This is a genomic window from Pseudoalteromonas sp. SG44-8 (assembly GCF_014164125.1).
GTDB lineage: Bacteria > Pseudomonadota > Gammaproteobacteria > Enterobacterales > Alteromonadaceae > Pseudoalteromonas > Pseudoalteromonas rhizosphaerae.
The window spans coordinates 51,673-72,515 of the sequence record NZ_JACJEQ010000012.1 but is presented as its reverse complement, the minus strand read 5'-3'; the positions used below and the strand labels follow the sequence as shown (position 1 = coordinate 72,515).

Genomic DNA, 20,843 nt, shown 5'->3' with positions numbered 1-20,843 from the left:
ACGATTTTTATTACTTCATTGATTGTTAATAAAATTTATAATTCATACCTAACTGGAATGTGCGGCCATAATCTTCACGCTGGTAGAGGATCTCGCCACCAGATTGCTCATTACCGGTGAAGTAACGTAGATCTGATTCGTCGGTTAGGTTAATTGCATCAAAGTACACGCTGAGGCTTTTTGAAAAGTCGTATTTTACTTTTATATCAAAAGTCATTATGTCGTCTTGGTAAATATCAGCCCATGTTTTGCAAGTATGACTATCGGCTTTATTCGCTGACACAGGGCAAGAGCCAACTTCTTCAAGAATATCAGAGCGGTAATTACTAATTAGGCGTAACGAGAATGACTCATCTTCCCAGCCCACGGCAATATTACCGGTAACGTCAGCCTGACCAGGCAGTGGCATTTTATCTTGACGAATAGTGGCATCGAGCTCAGCTTCACTTTTTACAAATGTCATATTACTTTGCCAAAATAAACCATTCTCAAAGAACTGGTTGTAACTCAATTCAATACCATAAACAGTTGCTTTATCGCCGTTTAAAGTGATATCGACCTGATTGAGAACAAGATCTTGTGGAATTGCAAAATCAGACACTTGATTAACTGGTAAAGTCAGTGGTAATTCGTCTATCCCCATTTGAATACCGGTGACATCGACGATGAAGTTATCGATATTTTTGTAAAATACTGCTGCTTCCATAAATAACTCTTTTGATGGATACCAGCCAAATGATGCATCAAAGTTGTCAGATGTCATGGCTACTAGATTAGGATTACCAACTTGTACTGCGTTATCGGGTCCTAAAATATAACCTTGAAGTTCAATGGCGCTCTGTCCATCTGGCGAGCTGTAACATTCGTTCGTTGTTGGATCGCATAAGCTTATGTCGTCATCAAACTTAGCAAAACCACGAGCTTGTTTAAAAGAAGGGCGGGTGTAACTGGTCCATAATGAAGTACGTACCAAAATTTGATCGCTAGGCTCATAGCGAACATGAATACTCGGGAAAAACTCACTATAGGTAATTGACGATTCAGGTAATGGGATTGCTAAATCAAGCATTTTGTCATTGCCAAAATCCCAGTCATCGTTTTCAAGCGACATAAAACCAGTTGAAGAAAACTCAGTATGCGCATAGCGTACACCGGTGATCACGGTTAGTTGCTCAGAAAGTGGCATTTCAGCCATGATAAAAGCTGCATAAGTGTCTTCAGTAAGCGTGTAATCTTCTTTGGTACTGTCAATTGACTCTTCGCCACCGGTGGCACTTTCGCGTGTTATTTTTGTAGAATTTACAATGTATTCAACATCCTGTTGGCTTACAAATGGATAGGTAAATAAACCACCTGCTGGCACCGCGTAATTATAATCAGTGATATTTGATGTTGCGACATCCATACAGGTTTGGTCGCCACCGCAATCGGCGCTATTAACGGTATAACTCCAGCGATCTTTATTATTGTAATGCTCTCGTTCATTATAAGTACCGCCAACTTTAATAAAGTTAAGGTATTGGTAATCAAAATCTTTTTGTAAGTTTAACTTCAGGCTAGTAATTTCATCTGTACGGGTACTGTCTTCCATAAACAGATTATCGTATTCCATATTTGATAAATCGCTGATATCACCATCGGCTTCACCAGCAAATACATCTTCGTCATCTTTAAGGGCAAACCCGCCCAGAGCTGCTGCTTCTGCAGGGGTCAATACTTTAGCGATAATGTTGTCTCTGCTGCCTTTACCATAGACGATATTTTCGCGTTCACGAAATTGGGCTCGTCGATCCCCGACTGATTTATCTTCAGTTTTAGAGTAAGCAAATTCATAATCGACACGCCATGAATCAGCGATATAGTTTTCACCACCAACACTGAAATTAGTCGTAGTGGTTTCACCTTCTTGAATAAAGTACTGGTTGAAGACATCCACATCTGACAGAGCAAACTCTTTTGTTTCTGCATTCACATAGATAACTTCATCGGCCTCATCGCCATTATAAAAGTTGTAAAACTCACGTTGTGCAATATCCCCATCAGTGTAATTAGAGTAATTACCACGTAAGTAATAAAAACTGTCTTCTGAGGGTTTAAATTCAAAATTGAGGGTTGCGGTGGAGCGTTTTCTATCGGCGATTTCTCGGCGATTTTCTAGTTGTGCTGGAATTAATATTTCTGGTGCATTGCTAAGTTGCTCTTCACTTAGACCAATCCCACCTTGTAAGAAGTTTAATTCACGGGTGCTATGATGGCGTACTTCATCTACTTGAGTTTTTCTATCTTCATAAGAAAGCGCAAAACCAACACCGATTTTGTCATCTAAAAATAACTGTGTGCCATCAAGGCTAAACTTCGGCGAGTGTTCTTCTCTGAGTTCACTGTATGAATCTTGCAGCTTCATTTTTAAGGTGTTTTTACCTCGGTCATAAGCTGATATGGCTCTGACATTAACTGAGCCACCAATAGAGTTAAGGTTCATATCGGGTGTGAGAGTTTTAAAAACTTCAATGGCACCCAGAGAATCACTGGTGATGCCATCAAGACCAATCTTACGATCATCGCCTGCACCGGAAAGCTCAGCACCATTCATACTTACCGAAACGAATTTAGGACCTAAGCCCCGAACTGCAATATATTTACCTTCACCTTCACTGCGCTCTAAAGTGACACCCGGGATCCGACGCAGTGACTCAGCAACATTTTGGTCAACAAAGTTACCCATGTCATCGGTGGCAATCACAGAGCTAAACGCTTTGCTGTCACGTTCCATAGCGCGTGCTTTTAAATCAGCTTGGTAAACACCCGTTACAGCTATTATTTCTATATCGTCTTCAACAATTTGTGCTGATTTGGTTGGTTCTTGTTCAGCATTGGTTGTGGTTTTTTGTGTATTATTTTCAACCTTTGGCTGTGCAGGATCGGCCGTTTGTGCATAAATTGGCATTGCTACCAGTAATGCCGCAGCGATCGCGCTTAATCTCATGCTCTTCATTTTTATTCCTTTTTCAGGCTTTTAATTGTGTGTGCAAGTTATGCGATTCCCGTTGATTTAAATCCCAGCTTGCCACCGGTGGCAAAATGGAATAACATGAAGTTAACACTGTATTAATAATGTTGTCAATTTATTAGCCATCAACATGTGTATTTTTTTATTTAAACCCTAAAGTGTAAAAGCAATTTTAAAGGACCATTATGCAATTATTGCAAAATAATCACTCAAAATATCTGCACATAGCTTACATGTGTATGATTTTTGTGTTTACTATTTCTATTTCAGCTAAATTATCTGCTGAACAAATAAATGCTAATTTAGCATTTCCTTCTGCGCAAGGTTTCGGAAAATATGCAACCGGAGGAAAGGGCGGTGAGCTTTATATTGTCACAAGCTTAGCAGATCAAGCTGATAAACCAATTGAGGGTACGTTACGCTATGCGGTAGAGCAAAAGCATCCTAGAACCATTGTTTTTGCGGTGTCAGGAGTGATAAAGCTGGTAGACGAACTTAAAATTTCACACGGCAATATCACCATTGCAGGACAAAGCTCGCCTGGAGGTATTACCCTTATTGGTGCACCTGTGATTGTGTCGTCCAGTACTAACGTGATTATTCGCTATATGCGCTTTCGTTTAGGTACATTTGGTTACGCAGATGACTCTTTGTCAGTACGAAATAGTGATACGGTGATAATTGACCACTGTTCATTAAGTTGGTCGGTTGATGAAACTGCAAGTTTTTATAATAACCGCAATTTCACACTACAAAACTCAATGATTTCGCACAGTTTAAGCCATTCAATTCACCCTAAAGGAGATCATGGTTATGGTGGTATTTGGGGCGGAGCAAATGCAAGTTTCATTAATAATATACTCGCTAATCATGCCAGCAGAACACCAAGGATCAACGGGCATAGACTTAAATCACCATACGCACAAAATGAAGAGTTTGTTGAAATAATTAATAATATTATTTTTAACTGGGGACATAACAATGTGTATGGCTCAGAAAATGGTCGTTTTAACCTGATCAATAATTACTATAAGCCAGGCAAAGCAAGTAAGATCATGCAGTTTGCGGATATTTGGTACTCCCCTGAGATAAAAGAAAATCAGGCGTATATTATGGGTAATGTACTTGAGAACAATCCACAACTGAGTGAGCATAACTACTTAGGTGTAAACTACCGTAAAGCAGTCAAAGCAAAGCGCACAAAGAGTGATACAAAGAGCCCTTGGTTAAGCGATAAAGTAATTATTACATCTGCTGTGCAAGAATCGTTGGCCTATATTAGTGCAGAGCAAGCATTTTATACTGCCACCAAAGCACAAGACATTGGTGCAAGCAAAAATGCCAATGGCCGATTTATTGATAGTGTTGATAACTTAGTTTATCAACAATTAATAGACGCTGTGCCCATCAAGAAAAACGGTCTAATAGACCACGAGTTTGAATTAATAGGTAGTTGGGATGCTTATGAAAAACAATTTATAGGCTTTACAGCAATCACAGATGCCGATCAAGATGGTGTGGATGATAACTGGCTAAAACAACATCAGCCGCAATTGAAAAATGCCACTAAAGAGCAGGTTTTACAGCAGTACTTAAATTCACTTAGCGAATAATAAAGCAAAAACCACTTTGACTTTAACAGATCTGTTAAGTCATCGTGGCTTTCGATTATAACTTCAATAGTGTTCAACGACTGTTAGCGAATTGTGCTGTTAAAAAGTCATCAATAACGGCAGTCGTTGGTGTTAACCACGGCTGGAATAACCAAAATGAATGCTGCGCGCCTTTGAATTGACAAACTTGGCTGGTTATTTGTAATTCCTCTAACTTTTGTATTGCGCTGTTTCGACCTGCTCGAGAGCGTGGTACTGAGCTATTAATGAAAAGTGTCGCAAACGCGTTGTTATCAATATAGGAAATAGGTGATGCACAGCGCTAACGTTGTGGGATAGTTTCATAACGGTCCCCCCACCTCTTGCTAGCTGAAGTGAAATCACTTAACCCATCAATATTATAAGCGCTTGGACATTAATTCGCTTCGAGTCATTGTCGTTGCTATCAACAATCCCGCCTGTAGACTAATAGCGTTGCTCTGGTTGACGCAGATAGAGCTTCACGAATGACAGTAACACTAAGCAATGGGTAGTGTAGTACCATCGCGGTTAATCGTGCCAATAGGTGGTGTACGCCTGAAGGTTACAGAGCATCTCAGAACTAGCCATTTGTACTGCATAGCTCAGTGAGTTGTTATTATTTTGCGCAGACCCATCCATTATTGAATAAAATAAGCAGCTGATAAAAAATGTTTTTATTTGCGGTGTTTTTATTATACGCATCATAAATCATTATGAGCTTACTGTGCTGATGTGGTTGAAGGGAAAGCGAGTTTTAGCCAGTAAACAAAGTGCAATGTACTTTGTTTACTGGCTAACTTATCAGAGGCTTTTTAGTTGTTACCAGCTAGAAGCTTAGCTATTTCAAGGCTTGCTAGAATGAAGGGACCATTTCCTTTAGGATCATTTTTACTGATCGGTTCGCTCATGTAATAGTGAAAACTACCATCACGGCCAAAGCCAAGTCCTGCAACATAGCATTGGTTTGTCATACTCACCGTGCCATCGTTATGGACTAATGTAAATTGGTTAAGTAAACCTTGATAAGCTGCAAGCGCCGTGTCTTGATAATCAGCATCGATATAACCGTTATTAAGCGCTTTGGCATAAAAATAAGCGAACATTGCTGTTGCAGTAGATTCTTGGTAGTTGCCCAAAGCCGTTGGTTTGTCTAAAACTTGCCACCATGTGCCGGTATCAGTATTTTGAACTTTGGCTATATCCGTGGCTAACTCTTTTACTATGGCGAGTAAGGTATCGCGTTGCTCTGTGTTTTTTGCTGGGATGTAATCGAGTACATCAACCACTGCCATAGCGAGCCACCCCATACCACGGCCCCAAAACTCTGCCGAAACGCCGGTTTGTTTATCAGCCCATGCTTGCTGTTTTGATTCATCCCATCCGTGATAGTACAGTCCAGTTTTTGGATCGCGAAGTGCTTCACGCGTAAGCTTAAATTCATTTACCACTTCAGCAAAAGTTTCTTGTTGCTGGTGGCCCGTTTCAAATAAGCTGGCATACTGGGCTAAAAATGGCATACCCATATAAACGCCATCAAGCCACACTTGATGTTGATATTTGTTTTTGTGCCAAAATGCGCCTTGTGATGTACGTGGCTGTAACTGTAACTGCGCTCGTAACGCTTTTGCAGCCGTTAAGTAGTTTTGTTGCTTGGTATCTTGGTATAGCTGGATAAGGTTGCGACCAGGTGGAATATTATCGATATTAAAATTGCTTTGTTTATAGGCGGTGATTTTGCCTTGTTGATCAATAAAGCTGCCAGTAACTTGGGCAATCACATTTTTATATGTTTGCTCATCCGTTGCCAGTCCTAATTGATAATAGGCATACGGTTGTAAGCCAATAATATCGTATTCAAACTTTGGGCTGCGTTTACGGTTCACATCCCAGCCACCAGCATGGTAACCCAGTGTTTTTCTTTGTAGCTCTGAATCGGCAAGGGCACGAGCCCACTCGAGTGCTGACTCCTCACTCAGTCGCTGCGTTGTTTGTTTTGCTGTTACTGTGGTATACAAAGTAATACGAGGTTTAATTGTCAATCTTTCAGCTTGTTGATTCAGGTACTCAATAAAGCTTTCTTTATCGTTAATACCACTTTCAGGCTGCCACACTGAGGCAAAATAGTAATCTACATGCTGTGTACTTTGCCCTTTAGGTTTTAGTACTGCAAGGTAGTTATTTTTGTCTTGGCGTACATCAATAACATCACCTTTTTTAAAAAATACCGCCATCCCTAAAGCTGATTTATCTAAACTCTGATTGCCCCAACTGGCAATATAGCTGTAGCCATAATTACTCATTGCATCAAGATCACCTTGAATAAACTCAGTATCAGGATGCTTAACAACACCGGCGACTAAATTAGACAAGTCTTTATCTGTTGCAAGTGAAACATGTGCTAAGCGTGAGCCGCCGTGCATACTAATATTAGCGATAAGGTTTTGTTGTTGATAACTATTTTTCCAGCCTTGATACTCAAGTTGGATACTGGCACGTAGATCACCATTTTCAAGGATACGTGCTGTACGTTTGCTAACATCAGATACATGTTCTAATTCATCATTAGATCCCATTAAACCAAAGCCGCCAGCGCCTAATGAATTGCCCACTTTAAGTATATCCATTCCCCAGTCTTGTTTGTCATGATACGAATCATATCCATCAAGACCAACGGTATGTAACACTGGTTTAGTGGTTAATTTGCCAAAAATATCAAAGCCATTACGCCAATCTAAGTAAAAGCGATAGCCTACTTTATCCGACTCAATACCTGGGCCTTCATAACGGATCCAGTTTGAATGATCGGTGTAATAATCTGGTGGAGAAAGTTCTTCAACATTTTTAAATTCACCGCCAACATATTCTTTTTTGCCTGTGCCAATTTGGTGTTTTGGCGGGCGAGAATGTGGTTGCCATTGGCCACCTTCTTTGTGAGCAAGATCAGCTTGAACGCGCTTGGTTTCTACTGTGATTGGATGTTTACTCTGCTGTGTAATAGTGACTTCAACAGGCTTATCATTTAAATCGACAATAAAATATACACCGTCAAGTTCACCGTCTGAATCAATATCTACTGCTTGGCTGGGTAATACTTGCTGTGCCGTTTTTATTGTTAACGCAGATGCTTGGCTCAGACCTAAATCGTAGTAGCTAAGATAGATAGGCTCATCAGGGCGTTTAAATGAAGATGGATTAATAATGTCCACTTTAGCAACTAATGCGCTACCAATGGAGTTAGTTTCACTCGCTTGCAGTGGTGTTTTAAGATCTGCATGTTCTTGGCAGGCACCCAATAATAGGCTTGAGCTTAGAACTGTTCCCATCATAACGCGTTTTGATAGCAGTGATGTTTTGAAAGTCATTGTCTGTCCTCAATGGTTGAGCCACTTAAATTAAGTGGCTCTATTATTGTTATTTATCGAGATTGTATGCTTTTTTCACTAGCCCATAGGTTAGTTGATAAGCCAGAGTCTGTGCAGTACTTTCGCTAATTTGATGATTTGCTACAAGCTCTGCTAAATAGCGACAATCAACGCGGCGTGCGACATCATGACGAGCTGGAATTGATAAAAATGCGCGGGTGTCATCATTAAAGCCAACCGTGTTATAAAAACCAGCTGTTTCTGTTGTTTGCTGTCTAAAACGAAGCATACCGGCAGGGCTGTCATGAAACCACCACGCAGGGCCTAATTTAAGGCTAGGGTAGTGACCAGCTAGTGGCGCAAGCTCACGACTGTAGGTTGTTTCATCCAAAGTAAATAAGATAATTTTAAGATCTGGGTGATTTCCGTATTTGCTCAAGAGTGGTTTGAGTGCGTTAACGTATTCAGTTTGGCTTGGGATATCACAGCCTTTATCACGGCCAAATTGATCAAACACCGCTTGGTTATGATTACGATGTGCACCGGGGTGAATTTGCATCACTAAGCCATCTTTAATACTCATACCGGCAAGTTCAGTGAGCATTTGCCCTCGGAATAACTCTTGCTCTTGCTCTGAAGCCTGACCTGTAAGGCATTTGGCAAATAATGCTTCACATTCACTTAGTGATAAATCCGCAGTAAGTGCAGTAGGGTGACCATGATCAGTTGCTGTTGCAAGACCTTCAATGCGAAAGTAATCTCGGCGAATTTGAATGGCCGCTAAGTAACCTTGCCAAGTTGTTGTATCTTGGTCTGTGATTTCACCGAGTTTAATTACGTTGTCGATAAAATCTTCGCGGCTTGCATCAACAACATCATCAGGTCTAAAGGTAGTGATAACACGTTTTGCCATTGCAGAGCCTGCAATTGCGCGGTGGTGCGGGAGCTGATCAAGTGCACCCTCTGTTGTGGCAATTAGTTCAATATTAAAGCGGTCCATCAGTGCATGAGGCTTGAACTCGGGTGTTGCTAACGCAGCTGTAATTTTTTGATAATAGTGCTGACCATTTTCAGAGCAAAGTTTTTCTGTAAAACCAAACACATCACTAAATACCGCATCTAACCAATAGCCACTTGGCGTACCTGCATACAGGTGATAGTTATCAGCAAAGATTTGCCATACTTTTTCAGGAGCAGCTGCTTTTGAACGTGCCATATCGCCTTGCAGCCCATGCTCTGGCACGCCTAAATCAGTCATTGGGATCCCCTGACTATAAAGCATTCTAAATACGTAGTGATCGGGTTTTATAAATAGCTCAGTGGCATTGCCAAAGTTTTCATTTTCATTAAACCAACGAGGATCAGTGTGTCCGTGCGGACTAACAATCGGTAAGTCTTTAATTGATTCGTATAACTTTCTAGCGATTGCAACAACGGTAGGATCGCTCGAAAACAAACGATCTGGGTGCAATTCTAAAGGTTCAATATTGCCAGACATGGAAGATTCCTTAACTGTTCTGCTTGTTATTTGCCACCGGTGGCATTTAAAGGTAAATTACACTGACAGCACGTGGCAGTCAATATGTAAATTAATTGTTATTTAGTACCTGAAGGCAGGCTTGCGTGATTTTTTCATAGTCTTTACTTTGTACCCATTGTGATTGTGCAACCCAAGTTCCACCCACAGCCATCACATTATTAAGTACTAAATAGTCTTTAAAGTTTTGTTCATTAATGCCACCTGTTGGGCAAAAGCGAATATCAGCAAATACGCTGCTTACTGCTTTTAAAAACTGCTCACCACCACACAAAGAAGCTGGGAATAGCTTTTGCTCAGTAAAGCCATACTCTTTTGCAAGTAAAATATCGGCGGTGTTTGAAACACCCGGCACAACGGGCACAGAAGATTGTGTAAGTGCATCTAATAATCGCGGTGATACGGCCGGTGTGACAATAAAATCACTGCCGGCGGCAAGACTTTTTGCAAGTAATGCTTGATCGGTAATCGTGCCGGCACCAACGCATAAATCGGGTAGTGCTTTTTTGATGGCGACTAATGCATCAAGTGACGCTGGCGTGCGCAACACAACTTCAACTAAATGAATGCCAGCCTTGTGCATGGCAGTGGCAATAGCCACACCTTCTTCGCTACTGTTTGCTTGGATGATAGGCAATATAGGTTGGTTGCCTAATAATGTTGAAAACACGGTCATACAATTTTCCTATTAATACTTATTATTTTTGTAATTGAGCCATAGTTAAAGGCTGTTTGTTTAAAGTGACATTGGTTAAGCTCATGTTATTCACATTAGCAACAATAGAATCATCACCCACTTGGTCAAAATGACAGTCGATAAAATGGATATCGTTCATTGGTGCGCGTGCAAAGCCATTGAGGTAAAAAGCCTTACTCAACACATTTTTACAATGTAAGTTTTCTATTTGAATATCCCGCACTGTTGGGTCGAACTGTCCCGCATCGCCTTCTTCATAAAAAAAGTTGATCACAACAGCATTTTTAACTGTGCCAACTTCGATATTACGTATGCGAATATGTTCGATTAAACCGCCACGTACTGAGTTAGTTTTGATACGAATAGCACGCTCTAGGTGGGGGCTGTCCATGGTGCAGTTTTGCACAAAGACATTATTTACACCGCCAGATATCTCACTGCCGATCACAACACCACCATGGCCTTCTTTCATATGGCAGTTTTCAATAACAATGTTTTGCGATGCTACCCCAACACGGCGACCATCAGCATTTCGGCCCGATTTGATCGCGATGCAATCATCACCGGTATCAAATACACAGTTTTTAATGTGCACGTGGTCACAACTTTCTGGATCACAGCCGTCTGAATTAGGGCCATGGCTTGAAAAATTCACGTTATCAACCGTAACACTTTGGCATAAAACCGGGTTCACTAACCAAAACGGTGAGTTTTTAATCGTTACGCCTTCGATTAAAATATTTTTACATTTATACGGTTGAATAAAAGGAGGGCGTAAATAGGCACCAGTACTGTATATACGTTGGCTGACAGGCACACCGGCTTCGGCATCAACCATCAACTGATCACGTGCTTCACGCTGGTGCAATACTTTACCTTGGCTATCTTTAATTAAATCCCAATGACCTTCCTTATGTGGTCCTTTCCAAGGCCACCAGGTTTGGTTATCGCCATTTCCTTGCAGTGTGCCTTTACCTGTGATGGCAATATTTTCTTGCTCATAAGCATAAATAAGTGGTGAGTAGCCCATCATTTCTAAGCCTTCCCAGCGAGTAAATACTTCTGGTAAGTAATGAGTGGGATCAGTGCTAAAGCTCACTATTGCGTTATCACTGAGGTGCAAGTTAACGTTTGATAATAAATGAATCGCACCAGTGAGGTAGGTACCATCTGGAATATAGACCTGACCACCTCCTTGTGCGTGACAGGCTTCAATGGCGTTTTTAATGGCCAGTGTGCAATCATGTTGGCCATTTTCTTTTGCACCAAAGTCTTTAATATTAAATTGTTTAGCAGGGAAGGTCGGTACTACAATCGCTGATTTGATTTGTGCAGCCATTTGCCAATCGTCAGCGCTAATTGGTGCGTCAAAAACATTGAGCAAAGGGGCTGACTTACAGCCAACTAAGGTTGCTGTTACCAACGTGCTAGAAGCCAATGCTTTAAGAAAATACCGTCGTTGATTATTCATTTTGTATCCTGCTGCTGAAATTGGAATTATTATAATAGGTTAACATTAGCAGTTATTGCCACCGGTGGCAATGTGATTTTACTACAAAGTTTAAATTTTCAAAGACTTATTGTTTTTGAAAAAGTTATTTAAAATTAGTGACTAATAAAATAATCGATAGTAAAAATCATCGATTATGCACGGGGGAGAGTATTATATTGCAGACATAGCCTCAGTTAACGAGGCTATGTGTTGATTAAGTTTAGAAAGTGCCCCTTACACCCACTAAAAACTGGCGACCTGATGACAGATTTTCATAAGGGCGTGGCGTGTAAATATCATTCCACATATCTTGTTTTTCATCTGTTAAATTAACGGCTTCAAATGAAACACTCATTTTCTCTGTTAACTTGTAGCGGGCAGAGAAATTAAGCTTCGCCTTTGCATCATAACCACGCACAAAGGTTGATTCATCTTTATATTCGTCTAAATATTGTTTGTTATAGCCACTTCGGTAGTTATAAGAAAAACGAGCCGACCAATCGTCTACTTGATAGTACAAGGTTATGTTGTATGTGTTCTTTGATGTTTCTTCTTCTACTAAGTTAAGTTGCGTGCCGTAAAATGGGTCTTCTATATCACGTGTATAATCAATATAGGTGTAGTTAGTTTGTAAACCTAAGGCATTAAATGGTTCAGGTAAGAAGGTAAAAGGCTGTTGATAAATAAATTCTGCGCCCCACATGCCTTCAGCATCGGTATTGACAAGTTGCGATACTTGCCAAGTCACAGTGCTAGGATCTGTGTCGCCAAGGTCGATACCAAGTCTATCAAGTTCGGTTTGTGATAAAACCTGCTCAGAACTTGCTTTTGTTAAACCCGAAATATTTTTATAAAACAGTGATGTTGCAAGCAGTGACTCTTCAGCAAAATACCATTCCAAACCTAGATCGTATTGTTTCGCTTTATAAGGCTTGAGTGACGGGCCTGCACCCATCTTAATTGTCGCTGATGGATCATCAATACTCGGCGTATTAATACTGATTGAAGAGCGTAAATCAGATAATTTTGGGCGAGTAATTGCGTGTGAATAACTAAAGCGACCGATTAAGTCCTCTGTAATATCGTAAGCAAGGTTAAAAGACGGTAGCCATTCATCACCTTCACTTACTGATTCACGCCAGCCATAACCTGCAGCATAGTTTGCACCGTCGCCACGTCCCGCAGTGAAACCATCTTTGTAAATATGATCTAAATTTACGATACGACTGGTGTTTTTGTTATCAACATAACGTACACCAACATTACCACGTAGCTCTTTATCAAATATGTAGTTTCTGAAATCTAACTGGACAAATGCTGTAGCAACTTCTTCTTTAATATAATAAGTGCGTCTAAAATCTTCTTTGGCTTGAAAAAAGTCTGCCCCAGCAAAGGCGTTGAACATGGCATTATAATCAGGTGCTAACCAAGTACTACTGTTAAGCGTTGATGAACCAGGAATTGAAGCGTTGTTACCAAAACTTACACCTTGTTTATCTAAAGTGGTATTAAACAAGCTGCCATCAATTTGGGCTGCATCTAGCGATATAACACGCTCTTCTGCTATTGCGCCTGATGTTTTATTTGTATCTTTATTGATGTCTTTCCAGTTATTTAAATTATAGTGTTGTTCTGTTTCAAAACTACGCTGACCAACACCAAACTTAACTGTGTATTCATCGTTAATCTCGTATGTAAAATCAACTCTAATAGTTTTATTTTCACTTTCAATCGTTTGAGAGCGGTTACGCACTAAACCAGCGGTGTAATTACTTGGATCTGTCATCACCGATGCTATTTCATCTTTACTATAATTACCGCCAGGTGCCTGACCTGCAGCAAATGCAAATGACGGCATAGTGGTGTTTAACTCACCGCTACCAATCGCTTGTCCGCCCGGGTTATTAATTAATGATAAAGGGTCTATATTACTATCAAAACTATAGGCCACGGTAGATTGATTACTATCTAGGGCAAAGGTGGTCATATTCGGAATGTCTAAATCTGATTTACCCTGGCCAATTAGGAAGTTCATTTTAAAACGATCGTTAATAAACCAATTTCCAGTAAAGCTAACTTGGTCAAATGCTGATTCAGATGTATCTTTGCGTGTTTCTGAACGGATAATGGCGTTTGAATATGCACCAGCGACTATAGTGTTATTATTATCTACATAAATGTTTTCAGGAACGATATTTTTTTGATCTCGTAATAATACTTCGTAGTGATATTCTTCAGAATCATTATCCAAGCTTGCATGCAACACATCTAAGTTGAATGAGAGATCATCAGTAGGCGCATATTGAAAAGCAATTGTTGCACCAAGACGTTTTTGTTGTTTTGAATACAATGAATAGCGAGGAATACGCGGTAAATATAATCCATCTAAATTTTCATTGGTGTAATTCCCGTTAGGCATCAGTAATGTTTTAGGTGCTACGGTAAGATAATTTGAGCCACCTTGACCAACAGGTAAACCATCTTCGACAAAACTGGGGTTGTTTACAGTCCAACGTCCAGTTGATGAACCTTCACTTTGTACTGTGCCATCAGAGTATGCAATAGAGGCAAGTACACCAAACTTATTATCCCAGTTATTACTTAGCATAAAAGAAGCACGAGGCGATACATCCTCATCAACATCACTATAACGAGCATTGACATTGTAAGCGCCTTTAAATCCATCATATTGAAATGGACGCGCCGTTTGTAAGTTAACATTGCCTGAGATGCCACCGTCTTCAAGTTCAGCAGAAACGGTTTTATTAATATCTATTTGGGTAAACAGTTCAGATGCGAATACGTTAAAATCAAATGCACGAGATGTATTAGAACCACCCGCAGCGTCTGTTGCAGCACCAGCAGATGCGGACTCCATGCCATTAATTGTGGTTTTAACGTAACGAGAACCTAGACCACGAATGGTAATTTGACGACCTTCACCTGCATCCTCTTCAATAGAGATACCAGGTACACGCGAAAGTGAGTCAGCAACATTTAAGTCAGGAAATTTACCAATATCTTCAGCAATGATAGTCTCACGTGTACCAACGGCTTCACGCTTAGACATTAAAGCGGCATTGATACTACCGCGAAAACCTTTTACTTCGATCACTTCAAGTTGATCATCAGCAACAGCTTCATCTTGAGGCGCTGCATATGCTAAGCCACTGGTCAATGCGCCACTGAGTATTAAATTGGTCATTAACTTACTAAGTTTAAAATTGTGTGTGCTGGTTGTCATAGTGGTTCCACGTTCTACTTATTGTTATTAAGTTAACATGACTTGAAAGAGTGTGTTTGTCATGTCCTTGTTCTGATTCTTATTACACCTAACCTCATAATCCATAATGGGAAAAACAACGAGAAAGTATGTAGCGAAGTATTGATTAATTATTTTTGCTACCGGTGGCATGGGTGGAAAGTATAATGTTATTGATGTGATGTCAAACGAAAAACATAACATCATTCATCTTTAATTTACATTTTCAATGGCGTGCGAATACCATTTAAGTGCAACATTATTTATAAGCACTGTGGTTTAACTGATTATTAGCCATCGGCTGCACTTCGTTTTAATTATAAATAACTGATGCGCTACTTTAGTCGTATAATTACAACATAAGGTATTATTGTTAGTATGTGATTAATTTATGATTATCAATTAAGAAAGGCAATTAACATTGAGTTGTCTGTATTGTGCGCATAGAAAAACAGCTTAATTAACATGTTAATTAAGCTGTTTACTTTAGGGGAATTTAAAGTTTAAACATTGCTTTATAAGTTGTAGCGTATTCCTAAAAAGAACTGTCGGCCGGTATGATTATATTCACGTGGTAAATCTAAACTGCCATCACCCGTTGTATAAAGGCGTTCATACTCGTCGGTAAGGTTAATTGCTTCAAATGTTACGGTGACATTTTCATTAATATTATAAAAGGCTGATAGGTCAAAATGTGTTGGACCAGATGTCGCTTCTTCAGCATTACCATTGTTACCCGTGTAATCAGTGATGTAATTGTCGCGTTTATTTACTGAAGCACGAGCGCCATAGTTTTCTTCTTCATAATACAGGGTAAAGTTATAAGAATTTTTAGAAAGACCCGTAATTTCACCTGCAGAGACATACGTATAGTTAGACACTAACCCCATATTTTTTAACAACCCAGGTAGGAATGAAAAAGGTTGCTGATAAATAAGTTCAAGCCCTTTGATCACAGTTCCTTGACCATTTACAGGGACGAAATGTGTGTAAGGAGTAGTTCTAGGATCGAGTGCACTTGATGGATCATATTGCGGATCATTATCAATGAAAGGTAAATAAGCAGGATCGACTAGTTTTTCTTCACTATCACTTTTTATAAAAGAGCCAATGTCTTTGTAAAACGCGGTTGCTGCTAATAGCGATTCTTCTGCAAAGTACCATTCAACACCAAAGTCTGTATTGGTAGAGGTAAATGGGTCTAAGAATGGGTTACCCGCACTAACAGTGCCGTTTAAATATGAAAACGATGGATTACCAGGATTAAGTGAACTCAAACTCGGGCGGGTCATGGTTTTAGATAAACCCAGCCTTACAATCACATCATCGGTTGCATCAAGGGCTAAATTTAGCACTGGTAAAATATTGTCATAGCTATTGTCGATTGATACCGCATCAGTTTGAATAAAACCTGTTGATGTGGTCTCAGTTTTTACATAGCGAACACCTGCATTAGTTCTGAGCAGCATACTTGAAATTTCATACTCAAAATTTGTTTCGATGTAGGCAGCCATTGTTTCTTCTTCAACTTTCCAGCTCTGCGCACTGCGTGGCACCCACTCTTTTACTAAAAGCTGTGAATTTATTGCATCAAAATCAGCCACTATAAAGGGTGATAACGTACCGTCATAACCGGTGCCAAAATCATCGTAGGGCATTAGCTGAGAAAATCCAGCTGCAGAATCTTGATCAGGAAAACCGTTTATTTGTGATTCATCGTAACTAACCGTTCTGTCGTTATAGGCAATACCGCCTTTGATATTCATCATATCCATCTCGTATGATAAATCAATTTTAGCGGTGTCATTTTCTCGTAGTACATCGGTTGCACGTAAGCGCCCATCGGCTAAATCAAAGGAGTTGGCATCTAGAGTATCGTAATCGTAATTCATCACAGCGGTATTATTGCTGGTGCCAAAATCCATCGATACTCTATGAGGTGTGTTATTGGTCATGTTATAACGATACTGTTCAGAGCGAGCATCCGATTCAGCAGTGCCCACCATAGCGTCTAATCGAAGGTAATCAGATAAGTGATATTTAGCTGAGAATACGTATTGTTGAAATTTTGTTTTTGAAATCTGCTGACGACTTTCTACTCGAGATTTAACGCCGTTAAATGTCGCTGCTTGGATCTGTTTTCCATTGTCAGCAATGGTAATCGATTCAGGAGTAATTTCGCTGAATGTGTTTCTAAACATCTCGAAAAAGTTGTACATAGTACGGTCATTATCAAGAGTTGAATGTAATGTATCTAGTGTAAGGACCAGATCATCGTTAGGAGCATATTGTAATGAACCGGTAAAGCCTAAACGGTCTTGTTCATTACCGAAAAAATCAGGGCGAGGCAGGCGAGGCGTATATAAGCAGTTCACAGCATCGACTGTTTGACCTTCGAACTCACAGTCCCCTGTATTGGGTGTGCCAATAACTTCAGTATTAGAGGTGTCAGCATAGATACCGCCACCATCAAGTACGGGGGTGGTCCAGCGTACTGTACCAAAGCCTTCTTGGCGCACGGTGCGTTCAGATTTTGCGACAGAGAATAAAGCCCCGATTGTATCATCAGCAAATGTGTTGCTGATCATAAATACCATCCGTGGGTCGACTTCTTCAGTGAGGTCGTTATAACCGGCTTGCGCAGACGCTGCAACATGAAAGCCTGTTGTGTCAAACGGACGTGCAGAATACATATCAACAGTCCCGGCTATACCACCTTCTTCAGTTGCGGCCGTGGGCGTTTTTTGGATATCAACACGATTAAATAGTTCGGATGCAAATATATTAAAGTCAAATGCACGGCCACCATTTACGCCGCCACCAGAGTCTGTGCCATCGGTACTAGCAGGTACTTCCATACCGTTTAAGGTAGTACGTGTAAATGCAGGACCTAAACCACGTAAGGTAATTTGCCGTCCTTCACCACCTTCACGAGAAATAGCTACCCCAGGAATACGTTGTAATGATTCGGCGATATTCAGATCAGGGAATTTACCAATATCTTCAGCCGCGATAGATTCAGTGGTATTTACTTCAAAACGTTTAGTTGCTAACGATTTATTTAATGATGATCTAAATCCAGTTACTTGAATTAACTCAATGTCATTTTGGGCTTTAGTATCTGTTTGTGGCTGTTCATCGGCTGCGATTGCATACGATGTTGTGCCCAGTAGTAAGGCACTAACAATGCAGTTAAGTGGCTTGAGAACGAACTTATTTGCAGTCTTCATTGTGTGTTCCTTTTTTATGCTGTTGATTTGAGCTTTTATTTTTATTACTTTATTTAGCCAGTCAAATATAAGTCTATGATTAAATGTCATAAAACTATGATTTGAATCGATAGCAATATCAGCTAAATACAAATGCTACCGGTGGCATGGAAATCAAGCTATATCTAAAAAAGCGTATTGTCAAACCTAAGAAATTACATTTTTCATGGTTTATTTACATTTTTTTGCAGTAAAAGTACATTAAGGACTGGTTCAATTTTATTCAGCACTATGATTTAACTTGTTATTTGCCACCGGTGGCAGTTGGTGGTATGTTTATAACTGGAACTACATTTTAAAAAAATTATTTTTCACTAAACTACAAAAAATAATTTTATTACGAGCTAAACTGATTTTTTAAAAACGACAAAGAGCGAGTAGAATGGGAAAATTAATTGCAGCAATATTTATCATGATGAGTTTTTCAAGTATGTCAGCAACTACTAAAGTTCAGCTTTTTATGGCAGGGGATTCAACCATGTCAATTAAAGAAGTGAAGGATTACCCTGAAACAGGTTGGGGAATGCCCTTTAGTATCTTTTTTAATGACAGCATCTACGTTAAAAATCGTGCTAAAAATGGTCGTAGTACACGCACCTTTATCAGTGAAGGCTTGTGGGCAGGGATTATAAATGAACTTAATAAAGATGATTTTGTGATCATTCAATTTGGTCATAACGATCAGTCAAAACACAAAGTGGACCGTTACACTACACCAGAGCAATATAAGCAAAACCTAGTTAATTTTATTGCTGAAGTAAGAGCAAAGCAGGCACAGCCATTACTGATGACTCCGGTAACGCGTCGTAATTTTGATGAAAAAGGTCAGATCAAAGACAGCCATCCTATTTACGCTGATATAGTAAGAGATGTAGCTAAACAGACTGAGGTCGATTTTATTGACATGGAACGAGTGACCCAACAGTATTTTCAAAAGCTTGGTGGGATCAACTCACGCTTACGTTTTATGCATATAGCACCTAACTTGCATCCAAATTACCCTATGGGCGTAGAAGACAATACCCATTTCAATGAACTCGGTGCTCGAGAAGTTGCTCAATTAGTATTAATAGAAATGAAAAAAATAAATCACCCACTCGTTAAACAATTACGCATACCTGATCCAAAACATTTAAAATAAAAATAATATTTATAAATCATATTGTTATGTTTGATACAGCTAATAACGTGTGTAGTTTATTTAGTGTATTGTAATTGCATTGAATGAGTGTAAGTGCATTTAATGCAATAATCACTCTGCACTTAGCTTAATCGACAGGATCAATTGAGTAGTTAAAATCAATGATTGAATTAACCACCCAGCAGACCCATTAATGTAATGATGGTTAAATTATTTTGACTATCTTTATCACTTATTAAAGGCAATGAGGAGTACGCATGTCTGGGTTATCTGCAATACCGTTTTCTTTACTTGAGCTTAGCCCAATGAAAGAAGATGCCACCGTCTCAAGTACTCTTGCAAATAGTGTCGCTTATGCACAAAAAGCTGATGAACTCGGTTTTAACCGATTTTGGATGGCTGAACATCATAATATGCCGGGAATTGTCTGCGCGGCAACCTCTGTATTAATTGGCCACATAGCAGGGCAAACTAAAACTATACGAGTAGGTGCTGGTGGCGTTATGTTACCAAATCACCCGCCACTGATTGTTGCAGAGCAATACGGCACGTTAGAGAGTTTATACCCTGGGCGTATTGATTTAGGTTTAGGTCGCGCTCCAGGTAGCGATCATATAACCAGTCGTGCTCTGCGCCGAGATGAACGACGCGCTGAAAACTTTGCCGATGAAGTCACTGAACTGCAAACTTTATTAGGCCCTTACGATGGTAGTCACCCTGTTCGCGCTATTCCTGGCGAGAACACCAATGTACCTATTTGGTTACTTGGTTCCAGTTTATACAGTGCGCAACTAGCTGCTAAAAAAGGCCTCCCTTATGTGTTTGCTGGCCACTTTGCACCGCGTTTTGTTTATGATGCAATCGCTTTATATCGCCGTGAATTTCAACCTTCTGATGTGTTAGACAAACCGTATGTAATGCTTGGCTTACCGTTAGTTGCAGCAGATAGCGATGAACATGCACAGTTTTTAGCAACCACGTCAAAACAGCGTATCTTAGCACTATTACGTGGTGATCCTTTATGGCTAAAAGCTCCCGTTAAAAGCATGGCTGGATTATGGAATGAGCAAGAGCAGGCTCAGGTTGAAAATTTTTTAGGATTATCTGTGGTAGGGAGTCCAGTGACCATTGCTCATAAGCTAAATATGATAGTCAAAGAGCTTGGTGTCGATGAGTTCATTTTTACCAATGATCTTTACCAAAGTAGCGACCGTCATCACGCGTTGGAGATTTTACGGTCAATAAAAGCATAACCACTGAAAATTAAGCTAAGGTACACTTAACCCCCGTTATAATACAGAAACTAGCTAATACACAATGTTTACTAGTTTCTGAACTCTACTTAAAAGTGCAAAACACAGCACTAATCTTACTTAAGCTTGCGTTCTGTTTTTATAATCAATTCGATTTATATAATCAATTTTAACGTTTGATTTAAA

At 39.8% G+C, this 20,843-nt stretch carries 10 protein-coding genes; 3 read left to right on the top strand and 7 right to left on the bottom strand.

Features of this window, described 5'->3' with window-relative positions; genetic code table 11:
• Positions 1 to 25: 25 nt before the first annotated feature.
• Positions 26 to 2,995: a TonB-dependent receptor gene (locus tag H5163_RS11555; RefSeq protein ID WP_182735175.1), complete on the bottom strand. Its 2,970-nt coding sequence runs from the start codon at positions 2,993 to 2,995 to the stop codon at positions 26 to 28.
• Between the two features lie 200 nt (positions 2,996 to 3,195).
• Between H5163_RS11555 and H5163_RS11550 the strand changes: the two genes are divergently transcribed.
• Positions 3,196 to 4,623 carry a polysaccharide lyase family 1 protein gene (locus tag H5163_RS11550; RefSeq protein WP_182735174.1) on the top strand — a complete coding sequence of 476 codons (1,428 nt, stop codon included), beginning with the start codon at positions 3,196 to 3,198 and terminating at the stop codon, positions 4,621 to 4,623.
• An 833-nt stretch (positions 4,624 to 5,456) separates the two neighbouring features.
• Here H5163_RS11550 and H5163_RS11545 read toward each other — a convergent pair.
• The 6 genes from H5163_RS11545 to H5163_RS11520 all read right to left on the bottom strand — a co-directional run bounded on the left by H5163_RS11545 (position 5,457) and on the right by H5163_RS11520 (position 18,224).
• On the bottom strand, positions 5,457 to 8,006 hold the full coding sequence (locus H5163_RS11545; protein ID WP_182735173.1) for a glycoside hydrolase family 88 protein: 2,550 nt from the start codon (positions 8,004 to 8,006) through the stop codon (positions 5,457 to 5,459).
• A gap of 49 nt (positions 8,007 to 8,055) precedes the next feature.
• Positions 8,056 to 9,504, bottom strand: coding sequence for a glucuronate isomerase (gene uxaC / locus H5163_RS11540; RefSeq protein WP_182735172.1), 1,449 nt, complete (start codon positions 9,502 to 9,504; stop codon positions 8,056 to 8,058).
• A 91-nt stretch (positions 9,505 to 9,595) separates the two neighbouring features.
• A complete protein-coding gene (eda, locus tag H5163_RS11535) occupies positions 9,596 to 10,219 on the bottom strand; it encodes a bifunctional 4-hydroxy-2-oxoglutarate aldolase/2-dehydro-3-deoxy-phosphogluconate aldolase (protein ID WP_182735171.1) in 624 nt (207 codons plus the stop codon).
• A gap of 22 nt (positions 10,220 to 10,241) precedes the next feature.
• Complete coding sequence (locus H5163_RS11530) at positions 10,242 to 11,711, bottom strand: glycoside hydrolase family 28 protein (RefSeq protein WP_182735170.1); 1,470 nt, start codon at positions 11,709 to 11,711, stop codon at positions 10,242 to 10,244.
• A 241-nt stretch (positions 11,712 to 11,952) separates the two neighbouring features.
• Complete coding sequence (locus H5163_RS11525; RefSeq protein ID WP_182735169.1) at positions 11,953 to 14,976, bottom strand: TonB-dependent receptor; 3,024 nt, start codon at positions 14,974 to 14,976, stop codon at positions 11,953 to 11,955.
• 533 nt (positions 14,977 to 15,509) lie between these two features.
• Positions 15,510 to 18,224 (bottom strand): TonB-dependent receptor, encoded by a 2,715-nt coding sequence (locus H5163_RS11520; RefSeq protein WP_182735168.1) that lies wholly within the window; start codon positions 18,222 to 18,224, stop codon positions 15,510 to 15,512.
• A 421-nt stretch (positions 18,225 to 18,645) separates the two neighbouring features.
• On the opposite strand from H5163_RS11520, the gene H5163_RS11515 reads away from it, so the two are divergent.
• Together H5163_RS11515 and H5163_RS11510 are read left to right on the top strand one after the other, a co-directional pair.
• The gene (locus tag H5163_RS11515) at positions 18,646 to 19,404 is read left to right on the top strand and encodes a rhamnogalacturonan acetylesterase (RefSeq protein WP_182735167.1); all 759 of its coding nucleotides are present in this window, start codon (positions 18,646 to 18,648) and stop codon (positions 19,402 to 19,404) included.
• Positions 19,405 to 19,661: 257 nt separating this feature from the next.
• Positions 19,662 to 20,657: an LLM class flavin-dependent oxidoreductase gene (locus H5163_RS11510; RefSeq protein WP_182735166.1), complete on the top strand. Its 996-nt coding sequence runs from the start codon at positions 19,662 to 19,664 to the stop codon at positions 20,655 to 20,657.
• Positions 20,658 to 20,843: the final 186 nt, after the last annotated feature.